This is a genomic window from Riemerella columbina DSM 16469, from assembly GCF_000374405.1.
GTDB lineage: Bacteria > Bacteroidota > Bacteroidia > Flavobacteriales > Weeksellaceae > Riemerella > Riemerella columbina.
In genome coordinates this window covers 68,917-86,301 of the sequence record NZ_KB894282.1, presented here as the reverse complement: position 1 = coordinate 86,301, position 17,385 = coordinate 68,917, and the positions used below count along the sequence as shown (strand labels likewise).

At 36.7% G+C, this 17,385-nt stretch carries 16 protein-coding genes and 1 tRNA gene; 3 read left to right on the top strand and 14 right to left on the bottom strand.

The features are described from left to right. Positions 1-26 precede the first annotated feature (26 nt). Positions 27-1,091 carry a 3-oxoacyl-ACP synthase III family protein gene (locus C237_RS0112055; protein WP_018676715.1) on the bottom strand — a complete coding sequence of 355 codons (1,065 nt, stop codon included), beginning with the start codon at positions 1,089-1,091 and terminating at the stop codon, positions 27-29. A gap of 161 nt (positions 1,092-1,252) precedes the next feature. On the opposite strand from C237_RS0112055, the gene C237_RS0112050 reads away from it, so the two are divergent. Further along, positions 1,253-2,245 (top strand): hypothetical protein, encoded by a 993-nt coding sequence (locus C237_RS0112050; RefSeq protein ID WP_018676714.1) that lies wholly within the window; start codon positions 1,253-1,255, stop codon positions 2,243-2,245. An 11-nt stretch (positions 2,246-2,256) separates the two neighbouring features. Next, complete coding sequence (locus C237_RS0112045; protein ID WP_156809759.1) at positions 2,257-2,592, top strand: hypothetical protein; 336 nt, start codon at positions 2,257-2,259, stop codon at positions 2,590-2,592. A 191-nt stretch (positions 2,593-2,783) separates the two neighbouring features. Here the strand turns inward: C237_RS0112045 and C237_RS0112040 are convergent. The 13 genes from C237_RS0112040 to C237_RS0111975 form a co-directional block, all read right to left on the bottom strand. After that, a tRNA-Leu gene (locus C237_RS0112040) sits at positions 2,784-2,865 on the bottom strand. An 84-nt stretch (positions 2,866-2,949) separates the two neighbouring features. Continuing rightward, positions 2,950-3,915 carry an FAD:protein FMN transferase gene (locus C237_RS0112035; protein WP_026315682.1) on the bottom strand — a complete coding sequence of 322 codons (966 nt, stop codon included), beginning with the start codon at positions 3,913-3,915 and terminating at the stop codon, positions 2,950-2,952. Position 3,916: 1 nt separating this feature from the next. Continuing rightward, the gene (locus C237_RS0112030) at positions 3,917-6,094 is read right to left on the bottom strand and encodes a PepSY domain-containing protein (RefSeq protein ID WP_018676711.1); all 2,178 of its coding nucleotides are present in this window, start codon (positions 6,092-6,094) and stop codon (positions 3,917-3,919) included. Between the two features lie 7 nt (positions 6,095-6,101). Next, positions 6,102-6,578, bottom strand: a complete 477-nt coding sequence (locus C237_RS0112025) for a DUF2271 domain-containing protein (RefSeq protein WP_018676710.1) — start codon at positions 6,576-6,578, stop codon at positions 6,102-6,104. Between the two features lies 1 nt (position 6,579). Further along, positions 6,580-8,064, bottom strand: coding sequence for an ankyrin repeat domain-containing protein (locus C237_RS0112020; RefSeq protein WP_018676709.1), 1,485 nt, complete (start codon positions 8,062-8,064; stop codon positions 6,580-6,582). A gap of 282 nt (positions 8,065-8,346) precedes the next feature. Further along, positions 8,347-8,760, bottom strand: coding sequence for a hypothetical protein (locus tag C237_RS0112010; RefSeq protein WP_018676708.1), 414 nt, complete (start codon positions 8,758-8,760; stop codon positions 8,347-8,349). An 18-nt stretch (positions 8,761-8,778) separates the two neighbouring features. Next, a complete protein-coding gene (locus C237_RS0112005) occupies positions 8,779-8,985 on the bottom strand; it encodes a hypothetical protein (RefSeq protein ID WP_156809758.1) in 207 nt (68 codons plus the stop codon). A 70-nt stretch (positions 8,986-9,055) separates the two neighbouring features. After that, on the bottom strand, positions 9,056-11,587 hold the full coding sequence (locus C237_RS0112000) for a GIY-YIG nuclease family protein (protein WP_018676706.1): 2,532 nt from the start codon (positions 11,585-11,587) through the stop codon (positions 9,056-9,058). A 54-nt stretch (positions 11,588-11,641) separates the two neighbouring features. Beyond that, on the bottom strand, positions 11,642-12,295 hold the full coding sequence (locus C237_RS0111995) for a PQLLE family protein (protein WP_018676705.1): 654 nt from the start codon (positions 12,293-12,295) through the stop codon (positions 11,642-11,644). 300 nt (positions 12,296-12,595) lie between these two features. Next, the gene (locus C237_RS0111990; RefSeq protein ID WP_018676704.1) at positions 12,596-13,420 is read right to left on the bottom strand and encodes a hypothetical protein; all 825 of its coding nucleotides are present in this window, start codon (positions 13,418-13,420) and stop codon (positions 12,596-12,598) included. A gap of 84 nt (positions 13,421-13,504) precedes the next feature. Then, positions 13,505-14,998: an Eco57I restriction-modification methylase domain-containing protein gene (locus tag C237_RS0111985; RefSeq protein ID WP_018676703.1), complete on the bottom strand. Its 1,494-nt coding sequence runs from the start codon at positions 14,996-14,998 to the stop codon at positions 13,505-13,507. Continuing rightward, entirely contained in the window at positions 14,991-15,641 is a 651-nt protein-coding gene (locus C237_RS0111980; protein ID WP_018676702.1) for a DNA methyltransferase, read from the bottom strand. Before C237_RS0111980 ends, C237_RS0111985 begins: the two co-directional genes overlap by 8 nt. Before the next feature lie 482 nt (positions 15,642-16,123). After that, complete coding sequence (locus C237_RS0111975; RefSeq protein WP_018676701.1) at positions 16,124-16,303, bottom strand: hypothetical protein; 180 nt, start codon at positions 16,301-16,303, stop codon at positions 16,124-16,126. A 484-nt stretch (positions 16,304-16,787) separates the two neighbouring features. Here C237_RS0111975 and C237_RS0111970 point away from each other — a divergent pair, with 484 nt between their 5' ends. Then, positions 16,788-17,369, top strand: a complete 582-nt coding sequence (locus C237_RS0111970; protein ID WP_018676700.1) for a Crp/Fnr family transcriptional regulator — start codon at positions 16,788-16,790, stop codon at positions 17,367-17,369. Positions 17,370-17,385: the final 16 nt, after the last annotated feature.

The following is a 17,385-nucleotide window of genomic DNA, read 5'->3' as shown; positions in this document are numbered from 1 at the left end:
TTAACTGATTTATTATTTTTACGAAATTATCTATTTTTATACACCACTGCATTAATATTCATGCCTGCCCCTACGGAAGCAAAGATGATATAGCCTCCTTCTTTAAAAGAGTGTCCTTCCAATTGTCCTTTTTTAATTAAATTAAACATAGTTGGGATGGTGGCTACTGAGGAATTGCCTAGTTTTTGAACCGTCATAGGTGCAATAGCTTCGTCGTAATTCTTTATGCCATAAAGCCTAAATAAACGAGAAATCATAGCATGATCCATCTTCGCATTCGCTTGGTGGATTAGAATTTTATCAATATCCGAAATATCCAAACCTGCTTTGTCAATCGTAGCTTTGATCGCATCTGGAACATATCTTAGGGCAAATTCATAAATTTTACGCCCCTTCATTCGGATATAATTTTTACTCTGTCGATAGTCTGGATTAAGTGAAGATCCATTTTCTAGATAGCAGATTTCTTCGTTATTAAAGCAAAGTGTATTGCTCTCTAACAATCCAGCATTTTCGTCGGACGCTTTTACTACCACAGCACCAGCACCATCGGCAAAAATCATTTTATTTCTGTCGAAAGGGTCGGTGACTTTGCTCAAAGTTTCACTACCTACCACTAAAATATGTTGTGCTTTTCCTGCTTTAATCAAAGTATCAGCTAAAATTAAACCTTCTACCCAACCAGGACAACCAAATATCATATCATAATTGATACAACTGCGATTTTTAATCCCGAGTTTGTGCTTTAACCTTGCCGACATACTAGGCATAAAGTCCGATACACCATCATTCCCTACTTCGCCATAATTACTGGCGTAAATGATATAATCCAAAGTTTCTGCATCTATCCCTGCATCCTCAATAGCTTCCTGAGCTGCAATTAAACCAATATCAGAATTATATTGGGTATCTTCTACATATCTTCTTTCTTCAATTTCAGTGATTTCTACAAATTTTTTGATGATTTCTTCATTAGGTTTATCAATGTGTTTCCTATTATCATCAAAAAAAATGGCATCTTTAAATTCAGAACCTTTAATGATTTTGCTAGGAATATAGCATCCCGAACCTATAATGACTGTATTTGGCATATTATAATTATATTTTAATCTCTGCAAAGATAGAGAAATATTTTTCGATGTGCTAATGTGTTGATTTCAATTAGGCTATCTAAAATTTTTCAATAAAATTTTAATACTGCCTATTTTTGGCAGTCTACGGGGTTATTTTTGCACTATTAAATTAATGAAATATGCAAAATATACAATTCAAAGTTGAAGTGCCAGTTCTTTTAGAGAGATTTATTGGCTTAAAAAGCAAAGTATTTTCTGGAAATAATATTGAAGAAAGCAAAAATAATGCTTTGAAATACTTTTCAGAAGTTATTATCAAAAGCGTTGAGGTTGGCAGTATTTGGGTTTCGGAATTTGTTGATGAGTCTGCACAGTTAGAAAGGGTAAATCATCTAAATAGAAAACCTTATATCAATAATGATGGCGTATTGAACTTTCCCAAACTCTTACAATGTAAAATTGAATACCGCTATTCTGAAGATTTTGTACTTCAATTCATCACCGCTCAGCAAAGCGGTAAAAAAGCAGTTGAGATTTTGAAATCATTAGGCGCTATACAATTAAGTCTATGTCTAAATGATGATGAAATCATGGGTTTAATCGCCTTTAGTAATCAGTTGAATAATAAATTGGATCAAAGGCGTTTTGAGTTAGCAAATAAGCAAAAAGATTTAGATATCTTTTTTAAGCGAAGTGATTTTCTACCTCAATATTCGTTTAACTTTGAATATGAAAAAAGACTGAACTCAGAATTGTTTTACTCTAAAAATTTCTACAATAAAACTATTTTAAAGGAACAGAACTTTTTTGAATTAGAGAAGCAGTTTCTATCGATGATGAATACCGGTATTGAAAGTAATTATATTTTCATTTTAGAAAAATATGTTCATAACGCAAAATTGGCATTGCAAAGGTTAATACAGACTTACAATGTAAAAGTAAAAGTGAAAAGAAAAAAATCGATTTTATTTCAATCTAAGTCTTATGCCCTTTTTGAACTTAATAGAAAACTAAGAGATGATTGTGATGAACCATTTTTATACCACCCAAAAGGATTATTGTTTTATCGAAACCTTGATGGGATTGTAGAAGCGAACGAGTGTACAAGTTTAGAAGATGTAGTAGAAATCCCTTTAGATGAAGATTTTAAAGAAGTTATGAATATTATTTAAAAAAAATGATGATGAAACAATTACCACTTATAAGCTATATAGTGAAAACGCAAATTCTTACAAACAAAGCAGGCTTAAGATACCTCTCTGGTAAAATCTTTAATGATGAAAATATTCTAGAAGCTAGAAGAAAAGCCTATGAATATTACGGAGCTGCTATAGATGTACTACAAAGAGAAGGCGAGATTTTAAAGAATGAAAATGGCAAAATTGTCTATAAAAATCCACAAGATTATCAGGATGGCATCAAAATGTTTATACGGATAAATAGGGATTTTTTTATAACTGGAAACTTCAACGCTCAAAAATATTATATCGTTTATAAGCCTCATCAAAATAAAAGATGAGGTTTTTTAATGGTCTTATGATATGTGTAGCATAATAAAATACCCCAAGGGCAAAAAAATAACCTCATCAGAGGTCAAGCAAAAAGTTAGGGATTTTCATTTCATTGGCAAAAATCGGCAACTTGTCGGCAAAATGGGATAATAAAAAAGCGTAAAATGTTTTAAGTCAACAAATTACGCTTTAAAAGTAGTACCCAGAGCCGGGATCGAACCGGCACGCCTTGCGGCATTGGTGTTTGAGACCAACGCGTCTACCAATTCCGCCATCTGGGCTTGTTTAATTGGTGTGCAAATATATTACTTTTTTTTAATACTGCAAAATGTTTTAATCATTTTGGATTATTAAAATCATACAGACTAAAACTTTTCAGACTTCACAACTTTACCCTCATCTGTGATGATATAGTATTGGTAATTTGGAAATTGTTTCATTAATTGTTTTCCTTTTTTTAATCCGAGTACCATAATCGAGGTGCTTAGTCCATTGGCGAACTCGGCATCAGGTCCTTTAATAGTTACGCTGACCAATCCAGACGATGGATACCCAGTTTTGGGGTTGATGATATGAGCATAGCGCTTACCCTCGAGCATCACATATTTTTCATAGCTGCCTGAGGTAACAATCGCTTCGTTATATAACGATACCACTTCTACGGGTTCTGTAAGGTCGAATGGGTTGGTAATGCCAATACGCCAAGGCTTCCCTTTGGTAGAAAGCCCCCATACTGCCATATCCCCAGATGCATTGATGATGCCTGCAACTACACCTAATTGTTGCATCCGTGCTTTTGCTCGTTCTGCGGCATAGCCTTTGCCAATAGAACCAAAACCTATTTTCATCCCTTTATGTTTAAGGAAAATGGTTTGCTGATAAGGATTGAGGATAATATTACGATAATCCACTTTAGCGACTGAATTTTTAACCTGTTTTGGGCTAGGCATTTCTGTCATACTGCCATCAAATCGCCAAATTTTATCCATAGCAGCCGTGCTGATATCGAATGCTCCATGCGTCAATTTTGAAAAATAAAGCCCTCTTTGGGTTAATTTAAAAACCTCTGGCGTCACTTTTACGGGTTGGATGCCCGCTTGCTGATTAACTTTTGAAATCTGTGTATGGGAACGCCATTCTGAAATTTCATTTTCTATGCGCTCTATCTCGGCGATAGCTAAATCAATATGCTGTTCCGCAGTAAGGCTATCTTTGTCTACAAGGGTAATATCAAACCTACTGCCCATTAGCGTTACGGCTCTATGCCTTGCCACCTGAGCATTAGCCATAATAGAAATCATAATCGCAAGGGTAATAAAGGTCGTCTTCATCTTAGTAACAATCGGTTAAAATTTGATGCTGGTGTTTATAATAGCTCAAAGGTTTTAATTGATATGCTTTGCAAATTTGCTCTAAGGCTTGTTCCACACCTTTCTGCATGGCGAGTGAGCCACAAAGCATCAATACACCATTGGACTGTAATAATGTTGCAATGTTATGAGATTGCTGTTGAACCCAATGGGTAACATACATCGGTTGTTCACCTTTAGAATATACTATTTTATAATCTTCTAATTGATTTTTAAGTTTTAAGGCGTGGGCTTGTTTGGTAATGTCTTGAGTTCTAGCCGTATCATATCTAAATCCAGCCCAAAGTGTCTTTTTAATGTGAGGCGTGTTCCGCCGCATCATTCCTAAAAATGGAGCTACACCAGTGCCGTTGGCAATCATTAAAACTTCAGAGGCGTGTTGAGGAAAATGGAAACTAGGATTTTCTACAATGCGAGCCTTTATTTTTTGTCCTTTTGTCAGTTGTTTTAAATATTGAGATCCTAAGCCGTTTTCATGAAGTTTTATCAATAAATGAATATGCTGATCTACTTTGCCGATAGAGTATAAGCGTTCTTTATGATTTTGTTCTGGGTAGATAGCTAAAATATCCCCCGACTGAAATTGAAGTTTAGATAATGGCTTTAGCACTAAAGAAAAGATTTGATTGTCTTCATCGAGTGCCGACTGCTCTATGACCTGAAAACGGTTGAGGTTAGGAATATCAAAAGTATAATAAGTGGGGCTGGTCATAAAAGTTAACGCGGATACTTCATTCCATGCCTTAGCCCAATGGCTAATGTCTTCTAACGAACGGTCATTTACAGTGTATAAGGGTAGGATAGGGGTTGCCCAATTCTCTCGAGATAAGGCTTGTTCCAGCTGTTCTGCAAAGGCACAAAAATCAGGATATAGTTTAGACCCAAATCCCAGAATACTATACTGGATAGTTTGCTGTTGAGGTATTTTTGAAATTAATTCTATTGCTTTATCGGCATTAGAAGGGGCTTCACCTTCACCATAGGTCGAAGCAAAGATAAGCAAATGAGTTGCCTTATTAAATTGCTGATATTCATTAAGTGTTCCAATGTAGCAAGTGGCTTTTGTATTAAGTATTTGTTGAAAAATCTTTTGTGCAAACTGCCAAGTGCTGCCACTTTCAGAGCCTACTAAAATGATATATTCTGCTTCTTCTGGTTTGTGTTTATTTTTTATTTTTTTCGGTCTTCTATTCCACCAAAGAAAAATACCAGAGCCTATAAGTAAAGGAATCATAATTGCTGAAAGCATTAGAACCAGTGCCCATGCTCCATTAATATCGCCCGTATGAAGGTCTTTATTTAAAGATTCTAATATTTTTAATGAAGAAAATGGTTGTTTTGATACGACTTCACCAGTAAATTGGTTGATTTTAAGTTTTTCACGGTGTGTTGTTAATTCAAAAAACTCTTCTTCATCTTCAAACATAGGGAAAGTCAGTTTCTTAATCTCTTTGATGGTGGTAGATTTAAAAATTGGAAACTGCGCTACGGATAATTGTTTTGTAGCTTTAGAAGTTTGAGGGATAGTTTTTTCGTTTTTATCTTTAAGCAAATCTAATCGGTAGAGAAATAGAATACTTCCCGTAATAGCGATAATCAATAGAGGAATCATAAACCATTTACCGCCTAAAAAATGGATGAAGTCGCTTTTTTTATTCAATTCTGGATTGCTTAGTAAACGATTGCCTTGTCTTCGGTAGAGTAAGACAAACCCTGTAACCAAAGATAGTAAAAACAATACTGATACTACGCCGACTATCAATCGACCCGTTTCGTGTAGAAATAACGAACGGTGTAGTGTAGTTACCGATTTTATAAAATCGGATTCTTTTTGGGGCTCACCTACCAAATCGCCCTTTTCTGGATTGACTACTGCGTGGATTTCCTCCATATTTTCATCAAATCCTTTCACGATAAGCTGATGATGTTCTACTTCTAATTCACTAATTTCAGCAATATGGGATTGGACTTTTGGAATCAGCTCGGCTAATGATGTTGAGCTGATTTTATAAGGTGTAGAAGTTTGTTCTACGACTTTATTAAACGCCAAAATGCCTCCTGTTACAGAGGCGATAAGTAAAAAGGCTGAAACCAATACGGCCAATATCAAATGGACTGACCGCCAAAGTGAGGTACGCATCAAAGATTTATACTTTATTTAATTTTACAAATCTAATGAAACCTTTACCATTATATTTTTTGCTCACTTCATTGGTTTTGAATGGAATTTCGATGTCTTGTGGGTAATAAGGTTCATCTTCCACAGCAGTTTCAAATCGGATTTTATACCCTTTATTTAAGTATTTATCATCAATTTTAAGGGCTTTTAAAGCTCTACTGCCTGGTGGTACCGATGCTCCTGTAATGGCATCTAATTTCTCTTTTTTTTCCTTTTGGAATTTATGCCATTCTGTGATAGTATCGTACCATTCATCATCATCGCCCATTACTGCAAGGGTTTTGATGTAGTTATTTTTAGCATCTACTAGAGAAACGACAACATAGGAACCTTCGCCCTTATAGTTTTTCAGTTGTAGCATACATTTGTAAGTAGAGGTTTGTGCAAAACTTGTGGCACCCAACATTAGTGTGCCTGCAATGGCTAATGGTTTTAATATTTTCATTTTATTTTAATGTTTTTAAAATTTCTTTGTGGTCTTTTAATAATTCGTTATCCTTTGCCAAATCGTAAGCGGTTTCGTCAAAAGAAGTTTTGATGTTTTTATCTGCACCTAGTTGGAGTAACGCTTCAATCGTTGTGCCATCTTTTGCCGTCATAGCGGCAAGGTGTAGTGGTGTTAAGCCCTCTGCATTGATGACATTCCAATTCGTTACAAAAGGTTTTAGCGCTTCTAAAAGTTGAGCATTTCCTTTTTTTACAGCCCAATGCGCCATGGTATTGGCATCCGCTTGAGGCTTAGCAATATCCACACCTTCATTCTTTAGAAAGTTTAATTTCGCTACTATTTTCTCTATACTTTCTTTATCTCTACTACTATAAGAATCAATAGCGTAATAGGCTAGGTTATTTCCTTTGTCATCAATGATGTTAACATCAGCCCCTTTATTTACCAAAAATCCTACCATTGGTAAGTTAGCATTAGAAAAAGCGTAAGACAATGTAGAGCGTCCTTTTTTAGTAGTAGAATTTATGTTTTGGACGCCTTTAGAAAAAATCAAATCCACTAAATCTTTTTTGTTGCGTTGTACGGCTTTCATTAGAGGAGTAATTCCCTCAGAATTGGGTTGTTCTGCATTTACACCTTTATTAATGAAATACGCTGCCATTTCATCATTTGTTTGCCTACCAGAAAGGAAGAGGTGTAACACAGTATTCCCATCTTTATCTACGACATTGGGACTGATGTTTAGCGTTTCTGTCAAATAATCGAAAATTGGCTTTGCGTCCAACCCTTTTTTATTGCCCTTCGTAGCGAATAATAAAGCGGCATCAGTAGTTGGGATACCGGAGTCAATTAACTTTTTTACCAATTCTGGATTTTGACTTCTTGCAGCATAATCGGCTAAGGTATGTCCTAGATTATCTTTATCTTTAGGGTTAAGTCCCTTAAAAACAAAAAACTGTAACAGTTTTAAGTCTGGAGTATCGTTCGCGATGGCTAGTTGGTGAATTTTAGCCCCATCTTGATAAGTTTCATTAATATTTACCCCATGGCTAAAAAATAGGTCGTAATACTCGGGATTATCCATTCCTGTAATGGCGGCAAAACTTAGTGGCGTATAACCATAGCTATCTTTATGTGTAACGGATGCCCCTTCTTTGATTAGCCATTTTGCAAGATTTATATTTTTTCTATATCCCGCCCAATGCAGATAGATACGGCTGTCGTGGGTGAGTTTATTTACCCCATTCCCTGATAGTTTTACTAGGTAAGTGATAACTTCTATTGGTGCATCAGCCAAGATAGCCTGAGTAACCACATCAAAACTTGCATCGTTGGCTTCCGTAGGGCTGTTGCCTTTAGAAATTTCACTTTGTACCTCTGATAGTGTGGGTTGTTTTTTCCAGAACTCTTTTTCTAGAAGTGTATTTTGAGCAGATAATAGACCGAAGCCTAATCCCAAACATAGTGTGATATACTTTTTCATTAGGTTGTACTTTTTTATTGTTGATAATTTATATTTATATAATTTGGGCGTGCCCCTTCGCCTTCGTCAACTACGGCTTGGGTCGGGCTTTCGGCTATATCTTTTTTTTGTCGTTCCTCCTCAAAAAAGGATGCCACCTCTATCCCTCACGCTAACTTGCAGCATATACTACTGCAAAAATAGTATTAATTTAGAATAGTTACAAATTGTTTTCCCTGAATTTTATCAATAGATAACAATTTTATTACTATTATCTGATTTGTACAACCTTTAAAACTTTATCTACAGGGGATTGGTTTTTATCTTTGGATCTATATCGTCAGAAAACTCCAACATTATAGTTTCATCTAAATATTCTATCACAACTCTATTTTGTTTGAATACCACCATTAAATGCTCTATAAAGAGTTCTATTTCTATTTTTAATGTTTTGGTGTCCAAAGGAAACTTAGGATAATTGATAAAATTTAATACAAAATGAGGCTCCTTTTGACCACTCAATACAATTACCGTATTAGAAATGGATACTGACAAAAATACCCCTTTACCTTTGATTAGTTTTTCCTGATAATTCTGTACCTCTTGGATAAATTCTTCATTAGAAATAATCTTATCGGTATAGCCTCTATGCCTTCCAAAAGTTATTTTTGCCTTAAATGGCTCTACGGACTTTTTTATCAACTTTAATTCTGTCATTTAATTCTGTTTTTAGATCTACCACGGATTGCTCACGAATGCGTTGGCTTGTTCCTCCGTCAAGTTTAGATGCCCCATTGCCATTCGTTTTATTGTCTCCAATACTTGTTCCCTCTCTTTGTCTAATTCCTCTCTCGTTTGCTCTGATGCCCTCTTCAATGTAACACTGAAGCCTGTTTCTGGTTTCTTTTCCTTTGTTGGTTCTAAGCCAAGCTCTACAAGCATCTTGTCTAGCTTTTCTATCAATAAGCTCGGAGTAAGTGTTTTTTGATTCTGTGCTTTCATAATTATTGTTTTATTTATTAAACTCCCCTTGGCTAATCGTTGTGTTATAACCGCCGATTCTTTCGGGTTGATACCTATCAAGGCCTGTATAGCCTAAGCTGGAATCTTCATAACGCTTGAATTTAAACACGGCATCGTTCATTAAGGCACCGTTAAACACCCCTATTTTTTCTAAAAGTTCAAAATCTTCTACACTCAAACCTGTTACTTTTTTAAACAAGTCGCTTTCTACATAGAGGATAACATCGCGCAGTGTTTGCTCGCGGTAAGACGATAAATACATAAAAACAGGTATCCTTGTCGCAAATTTTATCAAGTTTTCTTGAATTTGCTTACGCTTAGATTTAGCCTCTTTCTCCGCATCTGTCAATACTTTCTTTTCCTGTTTGGTCAATTCCCTCTCTTCTTCCGAGGCTTCTTTTCTGGCTTTTTTTACCGCTTCGGATTTGTTGATAATCGTTTCAATATCACCTTTGTTGAGTGAGCGGAATCCTTCAATACTCATCAAAGCATTATACGCCTCTTGATTGTTCTGCAGGCGTTGTAGGGTAACATTATCCACATTCACGAGCAAGGCACTTTCCCAGCGGCGAGCCAGTAGGGTGGCGGTGGTGCCACTGTGGGCAATGTCTAATAGTTTTCCTGCATCAATGATTTCCATTGCACTGCCATCATAGGCTAAAATGGGGAGAAAGTGAATGAAATCTCTCACTTTTTCTTCGGGGCTTTTGGCGGTATCGGGGTCGAGCTGATTGCTATAAGTAGCCACTTGGTTCAATGCCCTGGTGGGGGCAAAATCAAAAACATAGCATTCGTGTTTGATGATTTGCTCGCGGTTTGGGGCATCTTTATCAGGGTTTTTAAGCACCCAAGGGGTTTGCACACGGAAAATGGTTTGGAAATAAGTCTCTGGGCTGGAGGAATTTCTTAGCATAAAAATACCTGTCCAAGGCTTTACGGAAACACCTGTGGTGAGTTTTCCGCAAGAGAGGGTAATGGTTTTGGTATGGAACGGATTTTTAGTCATTGCCTCTTCCACGGGGCGTAGTGCTTCCTCGCCTATGCCTGCTTGGGTTCCGGCTGCTACCACAATTTTATAATCATTAAAAAAGGTGTTCTTCTTCAACAGATTTGCCATAGCAAAACAAGAGGCTACATTGGGTAAAAACCAAAATGTATGTTGCAGGCTGTGAATTAAATTGACATCAGAAAAAGGCATCGGCGGTTTGTCTCCTCCTTGTTTTAAAGTATTTTCTACAAAGTACTGCCCACGAATGAAATCTATCCATTTTTGTACTTCGTCTTTGTTTTTAAATTGAGCATTTTCTCCTTCGCCTTTGGCTTCAAAAAAGGCGTTTAAATCAAACTCGTTAAACTCGCCTTTTCTGGCAATGTGTTCAATTTCTTCGGGCATTTTGTAGGTGAGTAGCACCATTCTAGGCAGAGAGGCATAAGGGTTTTCGCCCTTGGCATCGTCCCAGTCTTGTTTGGCTTTTTGCTCATCGGAATATGTCCAGTTGAAAATCTGTTCTTCTATAAATTCGCCTGTGCCAATGGCTCTAAAAGGCGTTCCAGAGAGATATAAATAATGCTTGGTGGTAATGGGCAAGAGCTTTTCATCAAAATAATCAATGTATTCTGCTTTGTCGTTGTTTTCTTCTTCTATGGCTTTGATTTCAGCGATTTCCTGCTCTCTTTGATTTTTTGCTTCTTCATCTTTGTCGAAAAGGTCTTTGGAACGATCGCGCCAAGCGCCGAAGTGGTATTCATCAAAAATCACACAATCCCAATCTTCATCGTGTATCCATCGGTTTTTGATTTTGATACCTCCCGTTTTTTGGTCTTTACCTAAAACATCTTGAAAGGAAGCAAAATAAACAAAGGGTTTTGTTGGGTCAATGGCATCGGAATTTAAATCCTGTTCATCTTGAGAAACGAATTGCCAGCCCTCAAAATCAATATGCGATTGCAAATCCTCTCGCCACGCCGAACGCACCGCAGGTTTAAAGGTGAGTATCAATACCTTTTTCCACCCCATTTCTTTGGCTAATTGGTAGGCGGCAAAGGTTTTTCCGAAACGCATTTTGGCATTCCACAGAAAGTGAGGCGTTATATTTTCTTCTGTTTCAAAGGAGCGAAAATATTGCACGGTTTTTTGTACGGCTCTGGCTTGTTCGGGACGCATTTTAAAATCGCAGGTGCGGTGTTCTTCGTTGATGATGCCTTTTCGCTCGGCAAGTAAGGCAGCTTTGATGTCTTCTACCGCACACTCAAACCATTCGCCGTTGGGGTTGGGAAAGTGTTTATTTTTCAACCTTTTGTGAATGGCTTTATCGGTAAAAAATGAACCGTCTTCTCGCAGGGCATCTTCTTCCAAAACAATTTCCCACGACTGAGAGGGCAACTGAATAGGATATTGCTGTTCTACTCGCTCTTTGGCAGTAAGCGTGGTATAGCCTACTTTTAAAAGCGAGGGGTAGCGATTGTCGCGATAGGCGTAGATAACGGGGATTTTTTGTGGCGGGAATAATGTGGATTTCATTTTTTATGCGTTTTATGATTTTGGTTACTGCATTTTTTTGGGTGAGATTATTGCTTAGCTTCTGACGAATTTGGCAAGGCTTTCCAGAAGTTGGGGTTTGTCTTCCAAGGCAATTTTAGCGATGCTGTAAAATTCTCGTACCCATTTATCTACCTCGTTGAGGGCTTTGTTTTTATCTTTGGTAGCTTGTTGATTTTCGCCTTTTTCTTGGGCATAGGCGGCATAGGCTTTTTCGGTTTTGCTGAGTTGAGCTAATTGAGCGTCGAGGGTGGTTTCTGTGATTTTAAGTCTTTGCAGCGGGGTGCGTAGGCTTTCGTTGGTTTTTAGGGTGTTGTAAAACACGCCGATGTTCTCTAACAAAGTCGCCATTGCATAGGGTGTTTTTCCTTTGAGGCGGAGGTTGGTTAGCACTTCTGGGTTTTCTTTGTAGATGATGCGTGCTTTTTTTCGGTCGGTGGCATAAGTGGCGTTGAGTAGCGTTAATTCTTTCTTAAAATTGGCGTAGGCTTGGGTTTCCTCTTGCCCCTCACGAATGTTGGTCTGGTAAAGGTCTTGTGCCTGCGTATAGAGGGCTTTTCCTTTGGCAATTTCTGCTGTGGTGTAGCCGTATTCTGCCAATTCGGTGGCAAGGGGACTGCCCTCGCTAAGGTTGTTAAACAAAATACCGATGTTTTGTAACTGCTGTTGTTCGCTGATGTACTTGCTCATAATTTTTTATTTTTTAAGGATTTTACAATTTTTCTACTTATTTTTTGAATTTTTGTTGGGTGTTTTGCGTTTTTACTTGGTAGTTTTCTATATCTGCTGAGTAGTTTTAGTTATCTGCACGGTAAGTGTGTGTATCTGCGTGGTAAGTACGCTCATCTGCACGGGTGGTTTCTGTATCTGCTGGGTAGGTTTGGTTATCTGCTTGGGGGTTTTGTATATCTACTTGGGTGGTTCGGTTTAAAGATAAGGAATTTTTGTTGGAATTAAAAAATAGGGTGGTAATAGTTTAGTTGTATAAAATTAAGAAAAAATAAATGCATCATCCTTCTTATATTGTATCCAACGATCACTTATTGAACCGTCTTTATTTGGATATTTAATCATAAACTTATCGGTTTTAAGAGATGAAACTAAATTATTTCTATGCTCTTGAATTATCTTTGACAAGTGATAGGATAATAATGAGGAATACACAAATCTTTCACTCCAATCATCAAAAGAAATTTCTTTGATATCTCCTGGAAATCCTCCACTATAACTACCTAAAACAATCCTTCCTTTATTATTCATAGTATCTATATGATACTCGGAATGGGCAAAAGAATTTCTTAGTGTTGAATGAAATCCCTTTTCTATTATTCCAGCCAAATTATTATTTTTTAATTTAAAAACTTCTTTAATTTCATTTCTTATAAAAGTATGTTTACTCATATCTGGAACTTTTACTTCCCAGTTATATTCTTCATTATTTGAAATGTGAGCAAGTCTATAAAGTCTTTTCAAAAATGGCTTTGATTCCCATATATGACAATAAATCATTAATTCTAGCGAAATTTTATAAACATCATCATCTGTTTCTGTTTGAACAGAAGGAAAGTTATAATAAGATGCAAGAAATTTTATTAAAAAATCTAATCTAGTAAAATCCTTGAAATAATCAATTCTATAATCAATAACGTATGGATTTTTTATTGTTTTTGAATTTTTATATTCAGAGATATATTCTCCATTTGCTAAATAAATTATATAGTTGTGTAATGAATTATTCTTTACACCATTCAATGTTTCTTGTAAACTGTTTTTTATTTCTTCATCAATTGTATGAAATTTGTCTTTAGTTATCATAAATCTCTATTTTTAAAATTAATATCCACAAAGATACTCCATAAGTTTTTCACTTCCAAAAACATAAAATTTTCTATTATAGTTTTACTCCATAGGTCTTACCATACTTTCTATATAATTGATTTCATCTTGGGTTAAGTTATATTTTTTATAAAGTTCTTCATCGGTCCAAGGTTTTGAAAAATCTTGTTGGGGTACGAACTCATAAACACCTCTATTAGAGTGTTGGGCATTTTTTTTTAAGGAAACTATAAATCTAAAAAATTTGGTTTTAATATAAGAGATTACATTTTTGCATTTTTGTTCATTAGCAAAAGGACCTATTACTAAATAGGTTTGTGTGCATATTGATTTAGGTTCTCCTAAAATTGGGTTATATATGTCTTTGCTAACATCTCCTGATCCTATTGCACTTGGTAAATACACTTTATGCTCCTTTACCCAATGTTTGTTATTAGGTATTTGCTCCTCCTTTATATAGCCAATAAATTTGTTGCCATATAATTTGATGCTATTCTGAAAAGGTTCTTTTTTATAGCTTTTAAAGGAACTCACTAATCCAAAAGGTGTCTGTACACTCACTACTTTGCTAAAACTATCTTCATTATATGCCTTTACTTTGTGATATATACTAATTGCTTTATTATCTCTAATAAAAACATCTGCTCCTTTTTCTAAAAGGGGGCGTTTCATTGCTGAAATTACTTTGCCTTCTTCGTAAGTTTTAATTAAACAATCGCCTTTATAATCGCTTTGCCAAAGAAAATAATTGACGCCTCCTTTAATTTCAACCCCTGGGAATACTTCGGAAGCATTTGGGTAATCGTGTATTTCTTTCATTCGGCGGTCTTTGAGCATTTGTTCTCTAAAATCATCTAAACCTCTACCGCCTGCAAACCATCGGCTGGGTACAATCATACATAAATAATGCGGTTGCATTTTGATGGCTTGTAAAATAAATTTATGATAAATGGCAATTGCAAAATTCTTTTTCTCAACCCCAACATTTAACTGATACGGTGGGTTTCCTATAATGACATCAAACTTCATCTTATGAAAAGGGTTTTTATTATGAATAAAATGGTAGGCGTGGGTTTCTAAAACATCGTCTCGGTCGTAGAGGGCTTGGCTGGCACCGCAATGGGTGCATCTGCCGTTTTGCCAAGTGTGCTGTACACGGCTAAAATGTATGTTGCCCTCTGGGTGCTCAAAAAATTGGGCAATGCTGTATTTCTCGTTGGTTTTCTTGGCACAATAGAGGGTTCGGCGAGCTAAGAGTGCGGTGAGTTGAGTGATGCCAATGCCATAGAGCTGGTGTTGCATAATGTGCTGTATGCGTTGGTTCAGGTCTGGGATTTCATCGGCTAAGCCTGTGATGAGGCGTTTGGCAATTTCTCGTAAAAACACGCCAGATTTGGTAAAGGGGTCAAGGAATTTGGTGTCTTTGCTTTTAAAGAGTTCTGGCGGTAGGGTGTCTAGCATTTTGTTGGCAATTACGGGGGGCGTAAATACCTCGTCGTTGCTTAGGTTTGCCAAGCAATTGAGTACATCGGGGTTGTAATCTATGGTTTTATTCATCTGCATAGGTGTGTAGTTTTAGATAATGTATGGGAGGGAACTCTTGGTCGTGCTGCGGAATGGAGGCAGGCTGTTGCATAGAGTCGTCAAAGAGTGTGAGTTGTTTGCTTTCTTCTGCCACTACTTCAAAATCAAAACAACGGATTTTCACTTGCGTGGCACTGATGAATTTCCACTCATAAAAGATAATGGGGGTGCCGTCTGCCTTGGTGTAATCTAAGGCGTTTCCACAGATAATGTTTTTCTGCAAAATGAACTGTACGGATTTCATCAGCTCCGTATATTGTGGCAGCGTTTGCAAAGTTTTGGGGTAATGTTTTAGGATTTCTTGGTAGAGGCGTTCTCTGCAGTCTTGGGCGTTGTCTTCCAAAAGTTCTACGCCGTAGATGCTACTTACTGCCACTACCAAATGCTGGTTGTAGGCATCGGCTTGGCGTTTGTATCTTTGGAGTAATTGTAATTTTCGGCGTAATATTTCTATGAGGAAATTGCCATCGCCACAGGCGGGCTCTAAGAAAGTAGCCTCAATGCGTTGGCACTGGTCTTTTACCAAATCGAGCATTGCGTTTACTTCTCGCTCGTTGGTAAATACCTCGCCGTGGTCTGCCACGCGTTGGCGGGATTTTACTTGGGTCGTTTCCATACAAAGTTAGCACCACCCTTGCTCCAAGGTGGTTCTTTATTCCACATCAAGCGTTGGAACAAAACTTTATTCTAAAACGAGGAAATAGAACCTATGCACGCGGCAGAGGTAGAAGCAATACAATTACTTTCCTCCGCCGCTTCAGGTCAATTTATCCTGTGTTACTACTTAAATTTACCAGATTTAGGGTAGCAGAATAAAATTAACGCTTATACTCATTTTTTCAAAATTCACAAAAAAAAGCGTGGATACTAACTATAATCTTGCTACCCACGGCTCTGGTAAGCCTTGTAACACAAGATAAAGTAATGACCCACGCCCTATATATGGCGAGGCATCAACTTTTTGTATCTGTGTTACTAATTAAAATTTACCAGATTTTAGGGTAACAGACCAAAAGCTAACGCTTTTTTTGTAAAAATTTTCGGGGGTAAAGATATTAAAACTTCAAGCAACCTCAAAGAATTATCTTTTAAATTTATTTATGAGTTAGGAATTTCTCCTCTTCTATATCGCTCTATTCGTTCGATATTGCTTTTATTGATAGCTTCTTGTATCCTTCGTTGTTGTTCAAATACTTCCTCCCTCGACAAAGGTTTCTTTTGCATCTCCTTTACCGCTTTTGGGGCTTCTAAACTTCTCTTTTTATGGTATTCGTTCATTATGTGCGGAGTGATCGTTTTTATTATTGATGAATAATTTTTCGTATCAAAGGAAGTTTTAACTTTATAAATGATTAACTTTCTTACTTTTCAACTTTTCCCAACTAACAAAAAACACCCCGCCACTTCGTAGCACCTCTCTTTTGTAAGAGAGGAATGTTGTCCGGTGCTACGCGTGAGGGATAGAGGCGGCATCCTTTTTTGAGGGAGGTACGACCGAAAAAAAGATATAGCCGAAAGCCCGACGCTCTGCCTTTTCCTTAAAAAAGGCAGAGGGGCACGCCCAAATAAAAATTTAAGATTTCGGATTCCGAATTTAAAATTAAAAAATTCAATGATTGAAAGATTAAAAAATTTAAAATTTCAAATTCAAGATTTATTAGGTAGGTTTACATTTAGTTAAGAAAGGGGGAATTATTCCGATAATTATATTTATTTTAGCCTAAATTATAATCTGTTTGATAATACTTGAAGTTTTAGACCTATGATTTCGGCACTTGAGACCTATATTTTAAAAAATGTTTCGGCAAATCCTAATGATATAGAACGCTTTGTGCAACTTTTTACTCGTAGAAAAGTGGCTAAAAAAGAGTTTTTGCTAAAGAATGGTGAGGTTTGTGATTTTGAAGGTTTTGTAACTAAAGGTTTGTTTAAGGTTTTTCATTTAGACCTTCGGGGTAATGAGCAAATCCTGTACTTCGCAACCGAGCATTGGTGGATTTCTGATATTGATAGTTTTACCAATCAGCAAGTTTCTCAGTTGTATATCCAAGCCTTGGAAGAGGGGGAAATTTGGGTGATTAATTACAAGGATAAAAATTGGGCGTATCAACATATTCCATTTGTAGAGCAATTGTTTAGAATAATGACTCAGAAAACGCATGTGGCTTTGCAACGAAGAATGATTGCGAACCTTAGCAAAACGGCAGATGAACGCTATCTGGATTTTATAGACACTTACCCTCAAACAGCACAACGCATTACGAACATACAAATGGCAGGATACCTCGGGGTAAGTCCCGAATTTGTGAGTAAGATTAGAAGGAAACTGACCTTAAAAAAATAGAACCTCGGTATTTCTT

Excerpts from the sequence above, each read along its gene's own strand:
- C237_RS0112055 (WP_018676715.1), bottom strand. The coding sequence starts at position 1,091 with ATGCCAAATACAGTCATTATAGGTTCGGGATGCTATATTCCTAGCAAA.
- C237_RS0112050 (WP_018676714.1), top strand. The coding sequence starts at position 1,253 with ATGCAAAATATACAATTCAAAGTTGAAGTGCCAGTTCTTTTAGAGAGA.
- C237_RS0112045 (WP_156809759.1), top strand. The coding sequence starts at position 2,257 with ATGAAACAATTACCACTTATAAGCTATATAGTGAAAACGCAAATTCTT.
- C237_RS0112035 (WP_026315682.1), bottom strand. The coding sequence starts at position 3,915 with ATGAAGACGACCTTTATTACCCTTGCGATTATGATTTCTATTATGGCT.
- C237_RS0112030 (WP_018676711.1), bottom strand. The coding sequence starts at position 6,094 with ATGCGTACCTCACTTTGGCGGTCAGTCCATTTGATATTGGCCGTATTG.
- C237_RS0112025 (WP_018676710.1), bottom strand. The coding sequence starts at position 6,578 with ATGAAAATATTAAAACCATTAGCCATTGCAGGCACACTAATGTTGGGT.
- C237_RS0112020 (WP_018676709.1), bottom strand. The coding sequence starts at position 8,064 with ATGAAAAAGTATATCACACTATGTTTGGGATTAGGCTTCGGTCTATTA.
- C237_RS0112010 (WP_018676708.1), bottom strand. The coding sequence starts at position 8,760 with ATGACAGAATTAAAGTTGATAAAAAAGTCCGTAGAGCCATTTAAGGCA.
- C237_RS0112005 (WP_156809758.1), bottom strand. The coding sequence starts at position 8,985 with ATGCTTGTAGAGCTTGGCTTAGAACCAACAAAGGAAAAGAAACCAGAA.
- C237_RS0112000 (WP_018676706.1), bottom strand. The coding sequence starts at position 11,587 with ATGAAATCCACATTATTCCCGCCACAAAAAATCCCCGTTATCTACGCC.
- C237_RS0111995 (WP_018676705.1), bottom strand. The coding sequence starts at position 12,295 with ATGAGCAAGTACATCAGCGAACAACAGCAGTTACAAAACATCGGTATT.
- C237_RS0111990 (WP_018676704.1), bottom strand. The coding sequence starts at position 13,420 with ATGATAACTAAAGACAAATTTCATACAATTGATGAAGAAATAAAAAAC.
- C237_RS0111985 (WP_018676703.1), bottom strand. The coding sequence starts at position 14,998 with ATGAATAAAACCATAGATTACAACCCCGATGTACTCAATTGCTTGGCA.
- C237_RS0111980 (WP_018676702.1), bottom strand. The coding sequence starts at position 15,641 with ATGGAAACGACCCAAGTAAAATCCCGCCAACGCGTGGCAGACCACGGC.
- C237_RS0111975 (WP_018676701.1), bottom strand. The coding sequence starts at position 16,303 with ATGAACGAATACCATAAAAAGAGAAGTTTAGAAGCCCCAAAAGCGGTA.
- C237_RS0111970 (WP_018676700.1), top strand. The coding sequence starts at position 16,788 with ATGATTTCGGCACTTGAGACCTATATTTTAAAAAATGTTTCGGCAAAT.